Annotated in this window: 14 protein-coding genes; 8 read left to right on the forward strand and 6 right to left on the reverse strand. The window is 69.4% G+C overall.

Features of this window, described 5'->3' with window-relative positions:
- Positions 1-150 precede the first annotated feature (150 nt).
- Positions 151-696, reverse strand: coding sequence for an META domain-containing protein (locus Q3A80_RS13155; protein ID WP_446329417.1), 546 nt, complete (start codon positions 694-696; stop codon positions 151-153).
- 222 nt (positions 697-918) lie between these two features.
- Between Q3A80_RS13155 and purT the strand changes: the two genes are divergently transcribed.
- From purT to Q3A80_RS13175, 4 genes are all read left to right on the forward strand, one after another.
- The gene (gene purT / locus Q3A80_RS13160) at positions 919-2,133 is read left to right on the forward strand and encodes a formate-dependent phosphoribosylglycinamide formyltransferase (protein WP_446329418.1); all 1,215 of its coding nucleotides are present in this window, start codon (positions 919-921) and stop codon (positions 2,131-2,133) included.
- 15 nt (positions 2,134-2,148) lie between these two features.
- Positions 2,149-2,343 (forward strand): DUF6726 family protein, encoded by a 195-nt coding sequence (locus Q3A80_RS13165; protein WP_446329419.1) that lies wholly within the window; start codon positions 2,149-2,151, stop codon positions 2,341-2,343.
- Between the two features lie 81 nt (positions 2,344-2,424).
- Entirely contained in the window at positions 2,425-2,808 is a 384-nt protein-coding gene (locus tag Q3A80_RS13170; protein ID WP_446329420.1) for an MliC family protein, read from the forward strand.
- Between the two features lie 655 nt (positions 2,809-3,463).
- A complete protein-coding gene (locus Q3A80_RS13175; protein WP_446329506.1) occupies positions 3,464-5,011 on the forward strand; it encodes a DEAD/DEAH box helicase in 1,548 nt (515 codons plus the stop codon).
- 304 nt (positions 5,012-5,315) lie between these two features.
- Here the strand turns inward: Q3A80_RS13175 and gluQRS are convergent, their stop codons facing one another.
- Together gluQRS and Q3A80_RS13185 are read right to left on the reverse strand one after the other, a co-directional pair.
- On the reverse strand, positions 5,316-6,209 hold the full coding sequence (gene gluQRS / locus Q3A80_RS13180; RefSeq protein WP_446329421.1) for a tRNA glutamyl-Q(34) synthetase GluQRS: 894 nt from the start codon (positions 6,207-6,209) through the stop codon (positions 5,316-5,318).
- A 32-nt stretch (positions 6,210-6,241) separates the two neighbouring features.
- Entirely contained in the window at positions 6,242-7,096 is an 855-nt protein-coding gene (locus Q3A80_RS13185) for a sulfurtransferase (protein ID WP_446329422.1), read from the reverse strand.
- Positions 7,097-7,317: 221 nt separating this feature from the next.
- Here Q3A80_RS13185 and dnaE point away from each other — a divergent pair, with 221 nt between their 5' ends.
- The 3 genes from dnaE (at position 7,318) to Q3A80_RS13200 (ending at position 13,673) form a co-directional block, all read left to right on the forward strand.
- Positions 7,318-10,851 carry a DNA polymerase III subunit alpha gene (gene dnaE, locus Q3A80_RS13190; RefSeq protein ID WP_446329423.1) on the forward strand — a complete coding sequence of 1,178 codons (3,534 nt, stop codon included), beginning with the start codon at positions 7,318-7,320 and terminating at the stop codon, positions 10,849-10,851.
- Positions 10,852-11,171: 320 nt separating this feature from the next.
- Positions 11,172-12,272, forward strand: coding sequence for a glycosyltransferase family 9 protein (locus tag Q3A80_RS13195; protein ID WP_446329424.1), 1,101 nt, complete (start codon positions 11,172-11,174; stop codon positions 12,270-12,272).
- 222 nt (positions 12,273-12,494) lie between these two features.
- A complete protein-coding gene (locus tag Q3A80_RS13200) occupies positions 12,495-13,673 on the forward strand; it encodes a glycosyltransferase family 9 protein (protein WP_446329425.1) in 1,179 nt (392 codons plus the stop codon).
- Positions 13,674-13,978: 305 nt separating this feature from the next.
- Here the strand turns inward: Q3A80_RS13200 and Q3A80_RS13205 are convergent, their stop codons facing one another.
- The 3 genes from Q3A80_RS13205 to Q3A80_RS13215 form a co-directional block, all read right to left on the reverse strand.
- A complete protein-coding gene (locus Q3A80_RS13205) occupies positions 13,979-15,259 on the reverse strand; it encodes an O-antigen ligase family protein (protein ID WP_446329426.1) in 1,281 nt (426 codons plus the stop codon).
- A gap of 134 nt (positions 15,260-15,393) precedes the next feature.
- A complete protein-coding gene (locus Q3A80_RS13210) occupies positions 15,394-16,236 on the reverse strand; it encodes a glycosyltransferase family 2 protein (RefSeq protein WP_446329427.1) in 843 nt (280 codons plus the stop codon).
- 146 nt (positions 16,237-16,382) lie between these two features.
- The gene (locus tag Q3A80_RS13215) at positions 16,383-17,135 is read right to left on the reverse strand and encodes a glycosyltransferase family 2 protein (protein WP_446329428.1); all 753 of its coding nucleotides are present in this window, start codon (positions 17,133-17,135) and stop codon (positions 16,383-16,385) included.
- A 223-nt stretch (positions 17,136-17,358) separates the two neighbouring features.
- Between Q3A80_RS13215 and msbA the strand changes: the two genes are divergently transcribed.
- On the forward strand, positions 17,359-19,110 hold the full coding sequence (gene msbA / locus Q3A80_RS13220) for a lipid A export permease/ATP-binding protein MsbA (RefSeq protein ID WP_446329507.1): 1,752 nt from the start codon (positions 17,359-17,361) through the stop codon (positions 19,108-19,110).
- Positions 19,111-19,181 lie beyond the last annotated feature (71 nt).

Genomic DNA, 19,181 nt, shown 5'->3' on the forward strand with positions numbered 1-19,181 from the left:
CGACCCGCCGAGTTTAACCGGCCGGCGAACGGGACCGACAACGCTCCCGGGCCGCATGAACGCTGCGATGCGCGTTCGGGCCGCGGGACGCGTGCGTCCGCGATCGGTGCGCGGCGAAGGCGGCCGGTCGGCCCCCGCCCGCGCGCTGCATCAGGGGCTCCGGCGCGTGAAGGTCAGCGTCGCGCCGGCTTCGGTCACGATCTGCAACTGCTGCGGCTCGCGCATCTGCACGCCGGTCTTCTGGATGTGTGCGAGCGCATCGAGGTACGCGCGTTCGAGCTGGCCGCCGAGCGCGTTCGGGCACGCCATGCGCGTGCCGGCGAGCGGGCCGAAGCTCAGCAGGCCGTTCTTGATCGCGTAGGTGCCCATGTAGCGGTTGCAGCCGGAAAAGCCGCTCGCGCGCCGGATGCCCGATTCGGTCGACAGCGCGAGCTTGATCGGCTCGCCGTTGTCGCCGTGCGGAATCGTGCGCGGCGTGCCGTCTGCGTTCAGCCAGCTCGTGAGCTCCCAGCTCGTGTCGTCGAGCAGCTGGACGGCGGCGGGGTTGTACGGGTCGGGCGCGGGGGCGGCGGAGTCGGGATGGGTCGGCATCGCGCAGGCGGCGAGAAGCGTGGCAAGCGTCAACGCGCTAAGCGGCGCGCGCAACGGGCGAAGCAGGCCGGTGCGTGCGCGTGCGGCCGCGGACAGGTGGGACATGAGCCTCGTTCCTCATCGGATTCTGATCAAGGCGTAAGAGTAACGCACCCGCCCCGCGCGAGGCGAGCCGACACTTCACGCGTGAAAACGTTCGCGGCGTGCCCGCGGCCCTCGCGCGGCACGCCGCCGGCGCGACGAAACCGCCCGAACCGGCCGCGGTGCGCGTGTTAACATCGAAGCCGTTTTCGTCCTCCAACAGAAACAGAACCAGCGGGAAATCACATGCAGATCGGTCAGCGGCTCGGTACGCCGCTTTCACCTTCGGCGACGCGCGTCATGCTGCTCGGCGCCGGCGAACTCGGCAAGGAAGTCATCATCGCGCTGCAGCGGCTCGGCGTCGAAGTCGTCGCGGTCGACCGCTATCCGGACGCGCCGGGCCACCAGGTCGCGCATCGCGCGCACGTGATCGACATGACCGACGCCGCCGCGCTGCGCGCGGTCGTCGAGGCCGAGCGTCCGCACCTGATCGTGCCGGAGATCGAGGCGATCGCGACCGACGCGCTCGCGGCGATCGAAGCGGCCGGCCTGGCCGAGGTGATCCCGACCGCCCGCGCGACGCAGCTGACGATGAACCGCGAAGGCATCCGCCGGCTCGCGGCCGAGGAGCTTGGGCTCGCGACGTCGCCGTACGCGTTCGCGGAGTCGTTCGACGCGTTCAGCGCGGCGGTCGCGAAGATCGGCATGCCGTGCGTCGTGAAGCCGGTGATGTCGTCGTCGGGCAAGGGGCAGTCGGTCGTGCGGACCGAGGCCGACGTGAAGCCTGCGTGGGACTACGCGATGGCGGGCGGCCGCGTGAACCACGGCCGCGTGATCGTCGAGGGCTTCATCGATTTCGAATACGAGATCACGCAGCTGACCGTGCGTGCGATCGACCCGGCCACGCGGGAGACGCGCACGTACTTCTGCGAGCCGGTCGGTCACGTGCAGGTGGCGGGCGACTACGTCGAATCGTGGCAGCCGCAGCCGATGAGCGCGGCTGCGCTGGAAAAGTCGCGCGAGATCGCGCACAAGGTGACCGAGGCGCTCGGCGGGCGCGGGATGTTCGGCGTCGAGCTGTTCGTGCGCGGCGACGACGTGTGGTTCTCCGAGGTGAGCCCGCGGCCGCACGATACGGGCCTCGTCACGCTCGCGTCGCAGCGCCAGTCGGAGTTCGAACTGCATGCGCGCGCGATTCTCGGGCTGCCGGTCGATCCGGCGCTCGGTTCGCCGGCTGCGTCGGCGGTGATCTACGGCGGCCTCGACGAGCGCGGCATCGCGTTCGAGGGCGTGCGCGACGCGCTCGCGGTGCCGGGCGCCGACCTGCGCCTGTTCGGCAAACCGGAAAGCTTCGCGAAGCGGCGCATGGGCGTCGCGCTCGCGACCGGCGCGACCGTCGACGAAGCCCGCGAACGCGCGAAGCGCGCCGCGGCGGCCGTGCGGCCCGTGTCGGCACGCTGACCGGAGGCGGCAGCGATGACATCGACATGGCGGCGGATCGGGCGTTTCGGCAAGCTGGGCGTGGCGCTTGCGCTGGTTGCGAGTCTCGCGGGATGCGGGCTCGCGGCTGCGCCGTGCCGGGTCGCGTCGGCCGGACTGAAGATCGTGCCGCTCGTCGGCCACGTGGCGGCCGCGCCGACCGACGCGTGTGCCGACGTCATCGATCCGTGACCGGCGCGCCGCCAAGCATGAACCACGATAACCGCGCGCCTCGCAACGGCGCGCTTCCACCCGTCTCGTGAGAGGACCTGCATGATTCGCCACACCTTCGCCGCGCTCGCGCTCGCCGGCGCCGCCGTTTCCGTCGCGCATGCCGCGCAACTGACCGTCGAGGAAATCGACGCCGATTCGCGTCAGCAGACCGCCTACCAGTGCGCGAACCAGAAGCAGCCGGTGCGCGTGTCGTACTGGCGCGCGGGCAACGGGCAGAGCTTCGCGCTGGTGCCGGTCAACGGGCAGCAGATGCTGTTCGTCGATACCGTATCGGCGTCGGGCGTTCGCTACCAGGCCGGACGCTATACGTGGTGGACGAAGGGCAAGGAAGGCACGCTGCGCGACGAGATCGCGGATCAGAACGCCGCGCCGCTGCTCGGCGACTGCGTGCAGATCGAGAAGAAGAAAAAGAAGAAGGGGTGAGCGTCATCGGTGCGATCGGGTATGGGACGCGTGTGGATCGCTCGCCGGGCACGGTGCAGGCAGCCAGGGGGCGGCCGGGATCGGGACTTCTGCGTAAAGCCGGTCGTTGGAAGTGACCGGTGAAGCTGGGCGGCGAGGCCGGAGCGGTGAAGCTCGGCGGCGAAGCTCGGCGGCGAAGCTCGGCGGCGAAGCTCGGCGGCGAAGCTCGGCGGCGAAGCTCGGCGGCGAAGCTCGGCGGCGAAGCTCGGCGGCGAAGCTCGGCGGCGAAGCTCGGCAGCGAAGCTCGGCAGCGAAGCTCGGCAGCGAAGCTCGGCAGCGAAGCTCGGCAGCGAAGCTCGGCAGCGAAGCTCGGCAGCGAAGCTCGGCGCGATTCGACCCCGAAACGCAATCACGGCCGCTCGGGATAGCCCGATAGCACAAAGCCCATCGTCCGCCCTCGGCCTGCCTGAGTCGGCCGCGAACCGCCGCGGTGGCCATTCACGGCGTTGTCACGGACAGATGGCCGCGCAGTGCTACAATACGGCCCTTTCCGCCGGCATTCGCGCCGAACGGAGTCCGCACGGCCAGTGGCGCCCGAGGTTCGAACGGAACCGGGTCCCAAGCGCCAGAGCGGCGCCGCGCGGCGCGCCGCGGCTCCGTCTACTTCCGAAATGTGCTGAGCGCAGGCCCGGCCGGCCTGACGCACGATGTCCCCGCCGCGCCTTTTGAGCGAAACGCCACCATGTCCGATTCTGTCGCCAAGCCAGTCGACGCAACCTTCGATCAATTCGGCCTTGCCGCCGATATCCTGAAAGCCATTGCGGAGCAGGGCTATACGACGCCGACGCCGATCCAGGCGCAGGCCATTCCGGTCGTGCTCGCCGGCCGCGACGTCATGGGCGCCGCGCAAACGGGCACCGGCAAGACTGCGAGCTTCTCGCTGCCGATCATCCAGCGGCTGCTGCCGCAGGCCAACACGAGCGCGTCGCCCGCGCGCCACCCGGTGCGCGCGCTGATCCTCACGCCGACCCGCGAACTCGCCGACCAGGTCGCCGCGAACGTGCACGCGTATGCGAAGCACACGCCGCTGCGCAGCGCGGTGGTGTTCGGCGGCGTCGACATGAACCCGCAAATGGCCGAACTGCGCCGCGGCGTCGAGATCCTGATCGCGACGCCGGGCCGGCTGCTCGATCACGTGCAGCAAAAGACGGCGAACCTCGGGCAGGTCCAGATCCTCGTGCTCGACGAAGCCGACCGGATGCTCGACATGGGCTTCCTGCCCGACCTGCAGCGCATCCTGAACCTGCTGCCGAAGGAACGCCAGACGCTGCTGTTCTCGGCCACGTTCTCGCCGGAAATCAAGAAGCTCGCGTCGACCTACCTGCGCAACCCGCAGACGATCGAGGTCGCGCGCAGCAACTCGACCAACGCGAACGTCACGCAGATCGTCTACGACGTCGCCGAAGGCGACAAGCAGGCGGCCGTCGTGCAGTTGCTGCGCGATCGCGGGCTCAAGCAGGTGATCGTGTTCTGCAACAGCAAGATCGGCGCGAGCCGGCTCGCGCGCAACCTCGAGCGCGACGGCGTGGTCGCATCGGCGATCCACGGCGACAAGTCGCAGATCGAGCGGATGCAGGCGCTCGACGCATTCAAGCGCGGCGAGATCGAGGCGCTGGTCGCGACCGACGTGGCCGCGCGCGGTCTCGACATCGCCGAGCTGCCGGCCGTGATCAACTTCGACCTGCCGTTCAACGCGGAAGACTACGTGCACCGGATCGGCCGTACCGGCCGCGCGGGCGCGACGGGCGATGCGCTGTCGCTGTGCAGCCCGAACGAGCGCAAGCAGCTCGCCGATATCGAAAAGCTGATCAAGCGTCCGCTCGACGTGCAGACGCTCGCGCTCGACAAGCCGGCGCGCCATCGTCATGACGAGCGCGGCAGCGAACGCGGCGAGCGCGGTGAGCGTGGAGAACGCGGCGGCCGTCGCGATCGCGAAGAGCATCGCGGTGCGGCGGGACGCCGTGCGGGCGGATCCGAGCGCGGCCATCACCGTCGCCACGAGGCGCCGGTCGACGATTTCTTCCTGAAGCCGTACGAGCCGTCGGCGTCGGCGCAGCAGCCGGACGACACGAAGTCCGCGCAGCAGCCCGAGAAGAAGGGGCCGAAGCGCCAGGTCGCCGCGCTGCTCGGCGGATTCGGGATGCCGCGCAAGCCGTCGGCGTAAGCGGCCGGTTCACGAGCGGTCGATGCGGCGCGCGAGCGCTGCCGCTGAAACAGGGAAACGGGTGCATGCGATGAGCATGTGCCCGTTTTTCGTTGGGCGGGGCGAATTCCGGGCCGATGCGTGCGGCGGGCTGCTGCGCCACATGCGGCGAGGATGTGGCCTGGAACACCACCGTGTCGTGTCGTCGGCAGGCGGGTCGCCCAGGCTGCCGTCGCGCTTGCAGGCGAGCGGATGCGACGCGGGCGGGCTCGGGGGCACGGAGGCCGCCGGCACGTGCCGGACGTCCTGCGCGCGATTCAGCGGTTCAAGGGGCCTGCGGCCCGAAGCGGCGCGCCCACGCTGCGGTCGCGGCCGCTTGGAACGCGCCCATCGTATTGCCCGATATGTCGCCATCGGCCGCGAGACCGAGATGTGCGGCCGCGGCCCGCAGCGCCGGCAGCGGATCGTCGCGTTCGAGCGCGAGCGCGCCCGTCTGCTTGCTGAGCTTTTCGCCGTTCGCATCGACGACGACGGGCACGTGCAGGTATGCGGGCGTCGGCACGCCGAGACAGCGCTGCAGATAGATCTGGCGTGCGGTCGAATCGAGCAGGTCGGCGCCGCGCACGACGTGCGTGATGCCGGCGTCGGCATCGTCGACGACGACCGCGAGCTGATACGCCCATTGGCCGTCCGCGCGCTTCAGCACGAAATCGCCGACTTCCGTCGCGAGGTTCTGCGACTGCGTGTGCTGCCAGCGGTCGTCGAACGTGACGATCGCGGCGTCGCCGTCCGGCACGCGCAGCCGCCACGCGCGCGCGGGCTTGCCGTGCAGGCCCGTGCGGCAGGTGCCCGGATACGCGAGCGTCGTGTGGCGCTCGTGCGCTGCGCGCAGCGAATCGGCGATTTCCTTCCGTGTGCAGCCGCACGGGTACACGCGCCCGGCGGCGACGAGCCGCTCGAGCGCGGCCGCGTAGTCGGCATCGCGCGTGCTCTGCCATACGGGCGGCTCGTCGGGCGTCATGCCGAAATGCGCGAGCGTCGCGAGGATGTCGTCGGCGGCGCCGGGCACCGTGCGCGGGCCGTCGATGTCCTCGATGCGCACGAGCCACGCACCGCCGTGCGCGCGCGCATCGAGCCAGCTCGCGAGCGCACCGACCAGCGAGCCGAAATGCAGCGGGCCGGTGGGCGACGGCGCGAAGCGGCCGCGGTAGCCGTTCATCGGGGCGCGGGTGGGCGCGGAGGAACGCGCGCTTATGCGGCGCTGGCTGCCGGCGCGCAGGCCGGGCACGACCGGCCGGGCACGTAGCTCGGCGATTGCTGCGCTTGCGGCGTGACGACCGCGCGGCACGCGAAGCACGTGACGTTCTCGGTCGGCTGCAGTTGCGGGTTCAGCGCGGTGCGGTAGTCGAACACGAAGCAGTCGCCGTGATAGTGCGCGCCGCCGACTTCTTCGAAGTACTTCAGGATCCCGCCTTCGAGCTGGTACACGTTCTCGATGCCGATTTCCTTCATGTGGATCGCCGCCTTCTCGCAGCGGATCCCGCCGGTGCAGAACGACACGACCGTCTTGCCCTCGAGATCGGCGCGGTTCGCGTCGATCACTTCCGGGAACTCGCTGAACTTGTCGATCCGGTAGTCGAGCGCGTCGTCGAACGTGCCGACGTCCACTTCGAACGCATTGCGCGTGTCGAGCATCACGACCGGGCGGCCGGCATCGTCGTGGCCGCGGTCGAGCCACGCCTTCAGCGTGCGCGCGTCGACCGACGGCGCGCGGCCGAGCTCGGGCTTGATCGCCGGCTTCTTCATCGTGATGATCTCGCGCTTCAGGCGCACGAGCATCCGGCGGAACGGCTGCGAATCGGACAGGCTTTCCTTGAACTGCAGTGTCGCGAACTTGCCTTCGAACAGCGGATCGTGGCGGATGTAGTCGATGAACGCGTCGGTCGCTTCGCGCGAGCCGGCGACGAACAGATTGATGCCTTCCGGCGCGAGCAGGATCGTGCCGCGCAGGCCGAGTTCGTTGCAGCGGGCGGTGACGAGCGGGCGCCATTGCTCGGTCGCATCGAGCGACACGAAGTGGTAGGCGGCGAGGTTGACGATGGTCATGATGGTCCGACGGGAAACGGCCGCGGCCGTGCGGCGGGGCGCACGGCGGCCCCGCAAATAAGGGTGCGAAGCCGGGGCGATGATTCGAAAACCCGTATTATCCCGCAAACTGGCCGTGCGCCGGCACCTGGCCGTTCGGCCGGCGTTCCGTGCATCGGCCGAACGGCCGGTGCGGGGATTTTTTGGGCAGCCTGCGCGGCGACGCGGCTACAATAACGCCCATGTCAGATCCCCGCTTCGTCCATCTTCGCGTTCACTCCGAATTCTCGATTGCCGACGGCATCGTGCGTCTCGACGACATCGTCAAGGCGGCGGCCGCGGACGGTCAGGGCGCGCTCGCCCTCACCGATCTCGGCAACGCGTTCGGCCTCGTCCGTTTCTACCAGGAAGCCCGCGGCAAGGGCATCAAGCCGATCGCCGGCTGCGACGTCTGGATCGCCAATCCGGACGATCGCGACAAACCGTCGCGGCTGCTGCTGCTGGTGAAGGACAAGGTCGGCTACCTGAACCTGTGCGAGCTGCTGTCGAAGGCGTGGCTCACGAACCAGTACCGCGGCCGTGCCGAGCTCGACGCGAGCTGGCTCGACGGCGAGCTGTCGCAGGGGCTGCTCGCGCTGTCGGGCGCGCAGCAGGGCGACATCGGGCTCGCGCTCGCCGCGGGCAACGAGGAAGCCGCGCGCCGACATGCCGAGCGCTGGTCGAAGGTGTTCCCGGGCGGCTTCTACATCGAGCTGCAGCGTTACGGCCAACCGGGCGCCGAGGCGTACATCCAGCAGGCCGCGACGCTCGCCGCGTCGCTGAAGCTGCCGGTCGTCGCGACGCATCCGACGCAGTTCATGACCGACGACGATTTCACCGCGCACGAAGCGCGCGTGTGCATCTCGGAGGGCGACATCCTCGCGAACCCGCGGCGCCAGAAGCGTTTCACGACCGATCAGTACTTCCGCACGCAGGACGAGATGGTTGCGCTGTTCGCCGACCTGCCGTCGGCGGTCGCGAACACGGTCGAGATCGCGAAGCGCTGCAACCTGAAGCTCGAGCTCGGCAAGCCGAAGCTGCCGCTGTTCCCGACGCCGGACGGCATGTCGCTCGACGACTACCTGGTGCAGCTGTCGAAGGAGGGGCTCGAGAAGCGCCTCGAGCAGCTGTACCCGGACGCCGCGGAGCGCGACGCGCAGCGCGACACGTACTACAAGCGGCTCGAGTTCGAGTGCGGGACCATCACGAAGATGGGCTTTCCCGGCTACTTCCTGATCGTCGCCGACTTCATCAACTGGGCGAAGAACAACGGCGTCCCGGTCGGCCCTGGCCGCGGCTCGGGTGCCGGTTCGCTGGTCGCGTACGCGCTCGGCATTACCGATCTCGACCCGCTGCGCTACAACCTGCTGTTCGAGCGATTCCTGAATCCGGAACGCGTGTCGATGCCCGACTTCGACATCGACTTCTGCCAGCACGGCCGCGATCGCGTGATCCAGTACGTGAAGGAAAAATACGGCGCGGACGCCGTGTCGCAGATCGCCACGTTCGGCACGATGGCCGCGAAGGCGGCCGTGCGCGACATCGGCCGCGTGCTCGATCTCGGCTACATGTTCACCGACGGCGTCGCGAAGCTGATCCCGTTCAAGCCGGGCAAGCACGTGACGATCGCCGACGCGATGAAGGAAGAGCCGCAGCTGCAGGAGCGCTACGACAACGAGGATGAAGTACACCAGCTGCTCGACCTCGCGCAGCGCGTCGAAGGCCTGACGCGCAACGTCGGGATGCACGCGGGCGGCGTGCTGATCGCGCCCGGCAAGCTGACCGATTTCTGCCCACTGTATACGCAGGGCGACGAGGGCGGCGTCGTCAGCCAGTACGACAAGGACGACGTCGAAGCCGTCGGCCTCGTGAAGTTCGACTTTCTGGGTCTCACGACGCTGACGATCCTCGACTGGGCCGAGCGCTACATCCGCCGTCTCGATCCGACGAAGGCCGACTGGTCGCTCGCGCAGGTGCCGCTCGACGATCCGGCGTCGTTCCAGATCCTGAAGAAGGCGAACACGGTCGCCGTGTTCCAGCTGGAAAGCCGCGGGATGCAGGGCATGCTGAAGGACGCGCAGCCCGACCGCTTCGAGGACATCATCGCGCTCGTGTCGTTGTACCGACCGGGGCCGATGGACCTGATCCCGAGCTTCTGCGCACGCAAGCACGGGCGCGAGAAGGTCGACTATCCGGATCCGCGCGTCGAACCCGTCCTGAAAGAGACCTACGGCATCATGGTCTATCAGGAGCAGGTGATGCAGATGGCGCAGATCATCGGCGGCTACTCGCTCGGCGGCGCCGACTTGCTGCGCCGCGCGATGGGCAAGAAGAAGCCCGAGGAGATGGTCAAGCACCGCGAGATCTTCGCCGAGGGTGCGGCGAAGAACGGCCTCACGCGCGAGAAGTCCGACGAGATCTTCGACCTGATGGAGAAGTTCGCGGGCTACGGCTTCAACAAGTCGCACGCGGCGGCCTACGCGCTGCTCGCGTACTACACCGCATGGCTGAAGGCGCACCATCCGGCCGAATTCATGGCGGCCAACATGACGCTCGCGATGGACGACACCGACAAGGTGAAGATCCTGTTCGACGACTGCGTCGTGAACAACCTCGTCGTGCTGCCGCCGGACATCAACCAGTCGCACTACCGGTTCGAGCCGGTCGCGGAACCCGACGGCAAGCGCTCGCGCACGATCCGCTACGGCCTTGGCGCGGTGAAGGGCAGCGGCCAGAACGCGATCGAGGAAATCCTGCGCGCGCGCGAGGAAAAGCCGTTCAGCGACCTGTTCGACTTCTGCGAGCGGATCGACCGGCGCGTCGTCAACCGCCGCACGGTCGAGGCGCTGATCCGCGCCGGCGCGTTCGATTCGCTGAATGCGAACCGCGCGCAGATGCTCGCATCGGTGCCGCTCGCGATGGAAGCGGCCGAGCAGGCCGCCGCGAACGCGATGCAGGCCGGCCTGTTCGACATGGGCGCCGAGTCGCCGCACGCGCATACGCTCGTCGACGAGCCCGCGTGGGACGACAAGCGCCGTCTGCAGGAAGAGAAGGGCGCGCTCGGCTTCTACCTGTCGGGCCACCTGTTCGACGCCTATCGCGACGAAGTGCGCCGGTTCGTGCGGCAGAAGCTCGGCGACCTGAAGGAAGGCCGCGACAAGCTCGTCGCGGGCATCATCGCGTCGCTGCGCACGCAGATGACCCAGCGCGGCAAGATGCTGATCGCGCTGCTCGACGACGGGTCCGGTCAGTGCGAGATCACGATCTTCAACGAACAGTTCGAGGCGAACAAGGCGCTGTTCAAGGAAGACGAACTGCTGATCGTGCAGGGGCAGGCGCGCAACGACGCGTTCACCGGCGGTATCCGCTTCACGGCCGACACGGTGATGGATCTCGAACGCGCGCGCAGTCGCTACGCGCAGGCGGTGCGGCTCACGATGAACGGCAATGCCGATGCGGCGGCGCTGCGCCGCGTGCTCGAGCCGCACGTGTCGAAGGACGATCCGGCGCCCGCACCGGCATTCGAGGCGCCCGCGCCGCGCGGCGGCGGACGCGACGGCGGCCGTCGCCCGCAGCCGCCGCTGCCGAACGGGCTCGCGGTCCAGGTCCATTACAGCAACGCGCGCGCGCAGGGCGAGATGCGGCTCGGCGACGCGTGGCGGGTGAAGCCGAGCGACACGCTGCTCGCGGAACTGCGTGCGACGTTCGACGGCAGCACCGTCGAAATCGCGTATTGACCGTCCCCGACGAACGGTTGTCGCCCGCGCGGCCCGTCGCATCGCCATCGTGCGGTGCGGCGGGCCGTGTTCGTTGCGGCGGTGCTTGGGGCCGTCATCCGGACGCTATACAATCCGTCGCGCGCGATGCGGATGCTGCGCTGGCCGCGGTTCATCCGCCGGCCGGCGGCGGCCTCGCTCGCGTGAAAACGGGGACGGTTCCGTGCGGCGCGCGATGCGACGCGGCGCCGCCAGCGACCGCGCGACGAGGCCGGCACGCAGCAGGGCACCACGATGCCGGCGCGGTGCGCGACGATAACAACGACAGTGACACCACAACAATGGCCAACGGGAAACCGACGGGGCGGATCCTCGTGATCCGGATTGATTTTCTGGGCGACATGCTGTGCACGACCGGTTTTCTCGCTGCGCTGAAACAGCGCTGGCCCGGTGCGGAGCTGCACGTGGTCGCGAACCGCTACAATGCGGCCGCGCTGGCCGGCAACCCGGACGTGCACGCGGTCCATACGTACGTGTACAGCCGTCAGTGCGAGCGCAACGACCGCCCCGGCCGGATGCGCGCGTTGTTCGACCGCATGCGGCTCGTGCGCCGGCTGCGCGGCCTGCGGTTCGACCTCGTGGTCGTGCCGAACGGCGGCATGCATCGCAGCAGCATCCGGTTCGCGCGCCAGCTCGGCGTCAAGGATTGCCGCTGGCACGATGCCGATTCCGAATTCGACGATCGCAAGCCCGAGCATGTCGCAACGCGGCCGATCTGCCACGAGGCGCTGTCGGGATTCCGCCTCGTGCCCGAGCTGGGGCGCACCGATCTCGACGGCCTCGCGCTGTCCGCTCACCCCGATCGTGCATTGCAGCACACGTGGCATCGGCTCCTCGGGCCGCGCACGAGGCCGCGCGTCGGGCTGTTCGTATCGAACAAGGCAGCCGAGCGGCGCTGGCCTGCCGACCGATGGAGCGAGCTCGCGCGGCGGCTCGCACCCGTTGCCGACGTGATCGTGTTCCGCGATCCCGCCGTGCCGGCCGCGGCCGACGCCGCCGGCGACGCATGGCGGGACGTGAACGCACGGCACGTCGCGCCGTCGTCGGTTGCCGAACTGATGGCTGCCGCGAGCCTGCTCGACGCGATCGTGTCGGCCGACAGCGCGCCCGTGCATCTCGCGTCGGCGCTCGGTGTGCCGGTTGCCGCACTGTTCGAGGACCGTCCCGAGAAATACCTGCGCTGGCATCCGCTCGGCGTGCCGCACGTGATCCTGCGGGCCGGCGCGACGGTCGACTCGATCGGCGTCGACGCGCTGGAGCGCGCGGTGCTTCATCTGCTGGCGCCGGTCGGGCAATCCGACGACATGCGCGGCGCGATGCCGCTGGCGGCCACGGGGGCCGCCGCGACCGCCGCCGCTGCGCTCGGCGCGATCGCTTCGTAGCCCGAGCGAGGCCGGCAACGTCGGCAACGCGACGGCCCGGCACCGGAGGCGGTGCCAGGCCATGCATGCTGCGTCGTCGCGCCGGCCTGTACCGGCGACCCCCGCCGACCCACCCAACGCCGTCGCGCCCCCGCTGCGCACGCGCGGCCCAGCGTCACGCCGGCCGCCGCAAAATCCTGTACATTGCGAGCCTTGTTCAGCCAGCTAGACGGACCGATTGCCGTGGCCCTGTTTTCTTCCGCCCGCCCGCCCAGAACCATCCTCGTCGCCGCACCGCGCCGCATCGGCGACGTGCTGCTGACGACGCCGCTCGTGCGTTCGCTGAAGGCGCGCTGGCCCGACGCGCAGATCGACATGCTGGTGTTTCGCGGCACCGAGGGCGTGCTGGAGCACAACCCCGACGTGCGGCGCGTGATCGTCGTCGCGCAGCGCGCGGGGTTCCGCGAGCGGCTGCGCGATGCGCTGTCGATGTGGCGCCGCTACGATCTCGCCTGCGCGGCGCTGAGTTCGGACCGGCCGCGCTTCTATAGCTGGTTCGCCGGCCGCAAGCGCGTCGGCCTCGTCGATCCGAATCGCGTCACGTGGCTCACGCGGATGATGCTGAACGGAATCGCGATCAATCACCACGAATCCGCGCACACGGTCGTCAGCACGCTCGCGCTTGCGCCGGTGATCGGTATCGAGCCGGTATCGGAAGTCGTCGCGCCGGGCATCGGCGACGATCCCGCGCGTCGCGCGCGCTTCGACACGTGGCTCGCGGAATCGCCGGCAATTCGCGACGGCAAGCCGCTCGTCGTGCTGCATCCGTACCCGATGTTCCGCTACAAGCAGTGGCGGCTCGAAGGCTGGGTCGAAATGATCGAATGGCTGCGCGCGCAAGGATTCGCGGTGGCGCTGTCGGGCGGCCCGGCCGATCGCGAGCGCGAGTACGCGGAGCAGGTCGCGGCCGAGGCGGGCGGCGACGTGCTCAATCTGGTCGGCCGCCTGACGTTCGGCGAAAGCGCGGAGCTGGTGCGGCGCGCGCGGCTGTTCATCGGGCCGGATACCGGCGCGACGCACGTCGCGGCCGCGACCGGCACCGACACGATCGCGCTGTTCGGCCCGTCCGACCCGGTGCGCTGGGGCCCGTGGCCGCAGCACTGGCCGCCGACCGACAATCCGTGGGAACTGCGCGGCTCCGCGCGGCACGGCAACGTGTGGCTGCTGCAGGGGGAGGGCGATTGCGTGCCGTGCCGGCACGAAGGCTGCGAGCGCCATGTGGACAGCCGCAGCGACTGTCTCGTCAATCTCGGTACGCAGCGCGTGAAGGCGGCGGCCGCCGAGATGCTCGGGCTGAAGCCGCCGGGCGCGCCCGACGCGGTCGTCGATACGTCGCGGCTGCGCCGCACGCGCTCGGCCTGACCGGCGAAGGCTGTCACTTTCTCGTCAATCTCTGTACGCGGGCCTGAAAGCGGCGGCCGCCGAGGTGCGCGGGCTCGACCCGCCGGGCGCGCCGGACGCGATCGTCGACACGTCGCGGCCTAACCGGCAAGCGCCATCATTCACGCAATTTGAAAGGTCGAACGCGCCGCCGCCCCGCGTCGTAACGCAGCGGCCCGCTCGCCTGACAAACGCCCGCGTACGCCGCCAAGAAGACCGCTACGACCGCAGGCGGCCACGCGTCCAGCAGGCCGCCTGCCGCCTTTCAGCGCTGCGCGGCCAATCCATCAAGCGCTGCGCCGGATCGCCGACGTCTCGCGCGGCAGCGTCTCGCCGTGCACGCCGCAGCCGATCAGGATGCCGGCGAGCAGCACGAGCAGGTGTCCTTCGGCGAAATCGAGCAGCAGCGAGTTCGCGAGACTGCCGATCGTGAAGATCGCGAGCCATGCGAGCAGCAACTGCCGCGAGCGCGGATCGAGCGCGCGGCTGCCGCGCGCGATCTGCACGATCAGGTTCACGAACAGCAGCACGCCGAGCGTGCCGAGCTGCACGGCCATCAGCAGGTATTCGTTGTGCGGATTCGACGTGAGCTGGCCTTCGGCGGCCGTCTTGCCCGCCGCGAGCTTCTGGAACTCCGACTCGAGCCCGCCTGCGCCGTAGCCGATCACCGGGCGCTGCCGATACAGCTCGAGCCCCTTCTTGTACCACTCGAGACGCAGCCCGGTCGACGTGATCGCATCGGTCTGCCGGTACTGCTGCACTTCCGATGCCACCTTCAACAGCCGGCCGTTGTGCACCGTGCACGCGGCGGCGACCAGCGCGACGCCGGCCAGCACCAGCGCGCCGGCCGCGAGCCCCGCGCGCAGCGCCGACTGGCGGCGCAGCAGCAGCACGAAGCGCACCGCGACGACGAGGATCAGCAGCAGCGCGATGACCTGCCCGGTGCGCCCCTGCAGCATCACGAACACGTTGATCAGCGACCACGCGGCCACGCCGGCGTACGCGGCGCGCGACAGCGCGGTGCGGGCCGACAGCGCGAGGTCGGCCGCCTGGTAGAACAGCAGCGCGCCGAACATGCCGGCCGCGATGTGGTTCTTGAACACCCACGCGCGCGACAGCGGCAGCTCGGTCGAATGCGCGGGCCCGATCGACGTCAGGCCGAGATAGTTGGTGGTCGACAGCAGCAGGATCGCGCACAGCGTGCCGAACCACGCGCGCCGCACGATCGGCGCCCAGTTCGAATGGCGGAACGCGAGTGCGGCAAACGGCAGCAACAGCAGCTTGTCGTACTTGGCGACCCAGTTCCACGCCTTCGGGTGCGGCGCGACCGTATAGGTGACGCTCACGGCCAGCGCCGCGAGGATCAGGAGCGCCGCGAGCGACGCCGGTTCGGTGACGAACGAGCGCAGGTCGCGCCAGAATTCGGGGGAAATCACCAGCGCGGCCGCGAACAGCCCGCAGAACACGTTGGTCAGCGCGGTCGACACGGGCACCATGCAGAGCGCGATGACGGCGAAGGCGCGAGCGGCGGTGAGGCGCCGCGTGGCGGGAGCGGAAAACGAAAGCATCGGAACCTGTCGAATGGACGAATGCGGCATGCGGGCACCGTGCTGCGCGCCGCGCGCCCCGGCGGCACCGCGCGGGACGAAGCGCGCAGTATACGCGAAGCGGCGCGCGTTTCCGCGCGGTTTCCGGGGCCGGATCAGCTGAAGGCGCGCTTGATCCGCGAGCGCAGCAGCGCGCGCTTGAGCCGGCCTTCGACGGCCGGCGTGTCGAGGGCGATCCGCGCGCCGGCCGGTTCGCCGCGATGCAGGTAGTAGCGGTCGAACGTCGCCTGCGTCATGCCCCATTTGTTCAGGAACTGGCGGCGGCCGTCGTTCTTGACGATCTTGCCGGTGCTCTTCTGCTGGAAGTGATAGACGAGGCTGTCGCCGACACCGAGGAAGATCCGGCAGCCGGCGTCCCAGAATTTCATCGAGAAGTCGTTGTCGCTGCTCATCCCGGGCGACAGCTCGCTGCTGTAGCCGCCGATGCGGTTCCACCAGTCGCGGTGCACGAGCGTCGGCGGCCACGTCGAGCCGAGCCAGTCCGCGCGCGCGAGCTTCGGCGTGGCCGCGACGAGGCCGGCCGCGTCGAACTGGTCGGCGTCGCGGCCGAAATTGCTGACGACGACGCACGGGTTGCGCGTGTCGACCGGCTCGACCATCGTGCCGGACAGCATGAACAGGTCGGTCGGCATCTGCTCGATGCGTCGCACGAGCGCCGCGTCCCAGCCGGGGCAGCAGTACATGTCGTCGTTCATGTAGACGACGTAGTCGCGGCTCGCGCGCGCGGCGGCGAGGTTCACCGCATGGCAGATACCGATGTTGGCCGGCGACGACGTGTGCTCGATGCCTTCGCTGCGCACCCAGTCGAGCGTGCCGTCCGAGCCGTCGTTCACGTGCACGATGATCTGGTGGTCGTACGCGGAATGGCGGCGCAGGCTGTCGACGACGAGCTTGAGGTACGGCAGGTTGTTCCAGGTCGGGATGATGATGGAGAACATGGCGGTCGGATTCGGTGGTCGTCGTGGCGGCGGCGCGTGGCGCGGCGCGTTGGGCGGCCGCGCATGGCGCGCGGACAGCCCGGCATTGTAACGCCGGGCCGGCCGCATGCCGGCGGTGCGAGCGGGGCGGGGCAGGCGGCGCGCGCTCAGCGGGCCGTTTCGTGGCCGAGCTTCAGGAACCGGTAATACACCGTTTCCGCGTTGAACACGGCGATCATGAAGCCCGCCCGCCCGTCGAGGAACCCGCGCCGCAGCACGTAGGTGCGCACGAACGCCCACGCGCCGCGCGCGAGCGCCTTGCCGAAGCCGCCGCGCTGGCCGGCCGCGCGGCGCTGGCGCGCGCCGGCCGTCGAATACGCGTCGAGCTTGCGCACGACGGTCTCGAAATCCTCGTACGAATAGTGCATCAGCTTGCCCGCAAGCCGCTGCGCGGGCGTGTCGAACACGAGCCGTTCGTGCACCAGGTCGTCGGAAAAGCGCGCGGCGCCGCGCCGGAACAGCCGCGGCACCCAGTCCGGATACCAGCCGCTGTGCCGGATCCACTGGCCGCAGAAGCTCGACAGCCGGTCGAGCGCGTAGACCTGCGCGGCCGGCGCGCGGATGGCCGCGCGGATCGATTGCGCGAGCTCCGGGCTGACCACCTCGTCGGTGTCGAGCGACAGGATCCAGTCGGTGTCGAGCGCGTCGAGCGCGCGGTTCTTCTGCGGGCCGAAGCCGGGCCAGTCGCGCTCGACGATCACGCGGGCGCCATGCGCGCGGGCGATCGCGACGGTATCGTCGGTGCTGCCGCCGTCGATCACGACGACGTCGTCGGCGAAGGTCAGCGCGTCGAGGCACTGCGCGAGCCGCGCGGCCGCGTTGAGGGCGATGAGGGCGACGCCGAGGGTGGGTTCTGCCATGAAATCGTCGAAAAGGCGGAGAAAACGGTGAGCGGCAGTATACCCGCGCGCCGGCTGCCGGCCGCTTCGGCAACGGCCGTGCCGGCGGGGCGGTACAGCTATAATGTTGGGCCTTTTTCGGCACCCGCCGGACAGGGACGAATCCCGGGCAACCACGCTCCGGGCGCCGCGTCGCGGCTCAAGAAGGATTGCCTTGGAAACCCAGAACACTCTTCGCAAACCGATGGACGGCACCGGTACGTCGCCGATCACGGTTCTCAAGCGCCTGTGGCCGTACATCCGGCCGCTCATCGGCATCGTGGTGCTCGCCGTGATGACGATGGGCGTCGTCGCGGCCACCGAGGCCGGGATTCCGGCGCTGCTCAAGCCGCTGCTCGACCACGGCTTCGGCTCGCACGGCAGCGACCGCGCGAAATGGTACGTGCCGATCGCGGTGATCGGCCTCGCGCTCGTGCGCGGCGTGTCGCAGTACACGTCCAACTACCTGCTCAACTACGTGTCGAACCGCATCCTGCTGCAGCTGCGGCTCGAGATGTTCCAGCGGATGATCCACACCGGCGCGTCGTTCTTCCAGCGCGAGACGGCCAGCACCGTGATCAACGCGATCGTGTTCGAGGTCAACCAGATCCTGTCGGTGCTGACCGGCGTGATGGTCACGCTCGTGCGCGACTCGCTGACCGTGGTGTTCCTGCTCGGCTACCTGTTCTACCTGAACTGGCGGCTCACGCTGATCGTCGCGGTGATCCTGCCGGGCATCGGCTGGCTGGTCAGCAAGATCAACCGCCGGCTGCGCCGCCTGAACCGCGAGCACCAGACGCTGACCAACGAGCTGTCGTACATCGTCGAGGAGACGGTCGGCGGCTACAAGGTCGTGAAGGTGCACAACGGCGAGGCGTACGAGATGGACCGCTTCACGACGATGAGCAAGCGCCTGCGCGGCTATGCGATGCGCATGACGATCTCGGGCGGGCTCGCGCAGCCGCTCACGCAGTTCCTCGCGTCGATCGCGCTCGCGGTCGTGATCACGATTGCGGTCGTGCAGTCGTCCAACGACCAGACGACGGTCGGCGGCTTCGTCGCGTTCGTCACGTCGATGCTGCTGGTGATTTCGCCGCTCAAGCACCTGATCGACGTCAACCAGCCGCTGCAGCGCGGGATGACGGCCGCCGAGCTGATCTTCGGGCTGATCGACGAGCCGGCCGAGCCGCAGGGCGGCGGCCGCGCGCTGCCGCACGCGCGCGGCGAGATCGAGTTCCGCGACGTGTCGTTCGACTACGGCGCATCCGAGCGGCCGACGCTCGACCGCATTTCGTTCAAGGTCGCGCCGGGCGAGATGATCGCGCTCGCGGGCCCGTCGGGCAGCGGCAAGACGACGCTCGTGAACCTGCTGCCGCGCTTCTTCGATCCGACGAGCGGCGCGCTCCTGGTCGACGGCGTGCCGGTGGCCGACTACGATCTCCACGCGCTGCGCGGGCAGATGGCGATGGTCAGCCAGGACGTCGTGCTGTTCAACGACACGATCGCAGCGAACGTCGCGTACGGGCAGACGCCCGATCGCGCACGCGTGCAGGCGGCGCTCGAGGCTGCGAACCTCGCCGATGCGGTCGCCGCGATGCCCGACGGGCTCGACACGCTGGTCGGCGGCAACGGGATGCGCTTGTCGGGCGGCCAGCGCCAGCGGCTCGCGATCGCGCGTGCGATCTACAAGGACGCGCCGATCCTGATCCTCGACGAGGCGACCTCCGCGCTCGATTCGGAATCCGAGCGTCACGTGCAGGCCGCGCTCGAGCGGCTGATGGAAGGGCGCACGACGCTCGTGATCGCGCACCGGCTGTCGACCATCGAGCGGGCGGACCGGATCCTCGTGCTCGAGGCCGGCAAGATCGTCGAAGAGGGCAGCCACGACGAACTGCTGCGCCACGGCGGGCTGTACGCGCACCTCCACCGGATCCAGTACCAGCAGCAGGCGGCGTGACGTCGCGTCAGGCGCGTGTGCTAGGCTTGACTGTGCAGTCCAGTTGTTTCCGATTCGACGTGACGATACGG

This window comes from Burkholderia sp. SR8, assembly GCF_052851275.1.

Excerpts from the sequence above, each read along its gene's own strand:
- Q3A80_RS13205 (WP_446329426.1), bottom strand. The coding sequence starts at position 15,259 with ATGCTTTCGTTTTCCGCTCCCGCCACGCGGCGCCTCACCGCCGCTCGC.
- dnaE (WP_446329423.1), top strand. The coding sequence starts at position 7,318 with ATGTCAGATCCCCGCTTCGTCCATCTTCGCGTTCACTCCGAATTCTCG.
- msbA (WP_446329507.1), top strand. The coding sequence starts at position 17,359 with ATGGACGGCACCGGTACGTCGCCGATCACGGTTCTCAAGCGCCTGTGG.
- purT (WP_446329418.1), top strand. The coding sequence starts at position 919 with ATGCAGATCGGTCAGCGGCTCGGTACGCCGCTTTCACCTTCGGCGACG.
- gluQRS (WP_446329421.1), bottom strand. The coding sequence starts at position 6,209 with ATGAACGGCTACCGCGGCCGCTTCGCGCCGTCGCCCACCGGCCCGCTG.
- Q3A80_RS13210 (WP_446329427.1), bottom strand. The coding sequence starts at position 16,236 with ATGTTCTCCATCATCATCCCGACCTGGAACAACCTGCCGTACCTCAAG.
- Q3A80_RS13155 (WP_446329417.1), bottom strand. The coding sequence starts at position 696 with ATGTCCCACCTGTCCGCGGCCGCACGCGCACGCACCGGCCTGCTTCGC.
- Q3A80_RS13165 (WP_446329419.1), top strand. The coding sequence starts at position 2,149 with ATGACATCGACATGGCGGCGGATCGGGCGTTTCGGCAAGCTGGGCGTG.
- Q3A80_RS13215 (WP_446329428.1), bottom strand. The coding sequence starts at position 17,135 with ATGGCAGAACCCACCCTCGGCGTCGCCCTCATCGCCCTCAACGCGGCC.
- Q3A80_RS13170 (WP_446329420.1), top strand. The coding sequence starts at position 2,425 with ATGATTCGCCACACCTTCGCCGCGCTCGCGCTCGCCGGCGCCGCCGTT.
- Q3A80_RS13185 (WP_446329422.1), bottom strand. The coding sequence starts at position 7,096 with ATGACCATCGTCAACCTCGCCGCCTACCACTTCGTGTCGCTCGATGCG.
- Q3A80_RS13195 (WP_446329424.1), top strand. The coding sequence starts at position 11,172 with ATGGCCAACGGGAAACCGACGGGGCGGATCCTCGTGATCCGGATTGAT.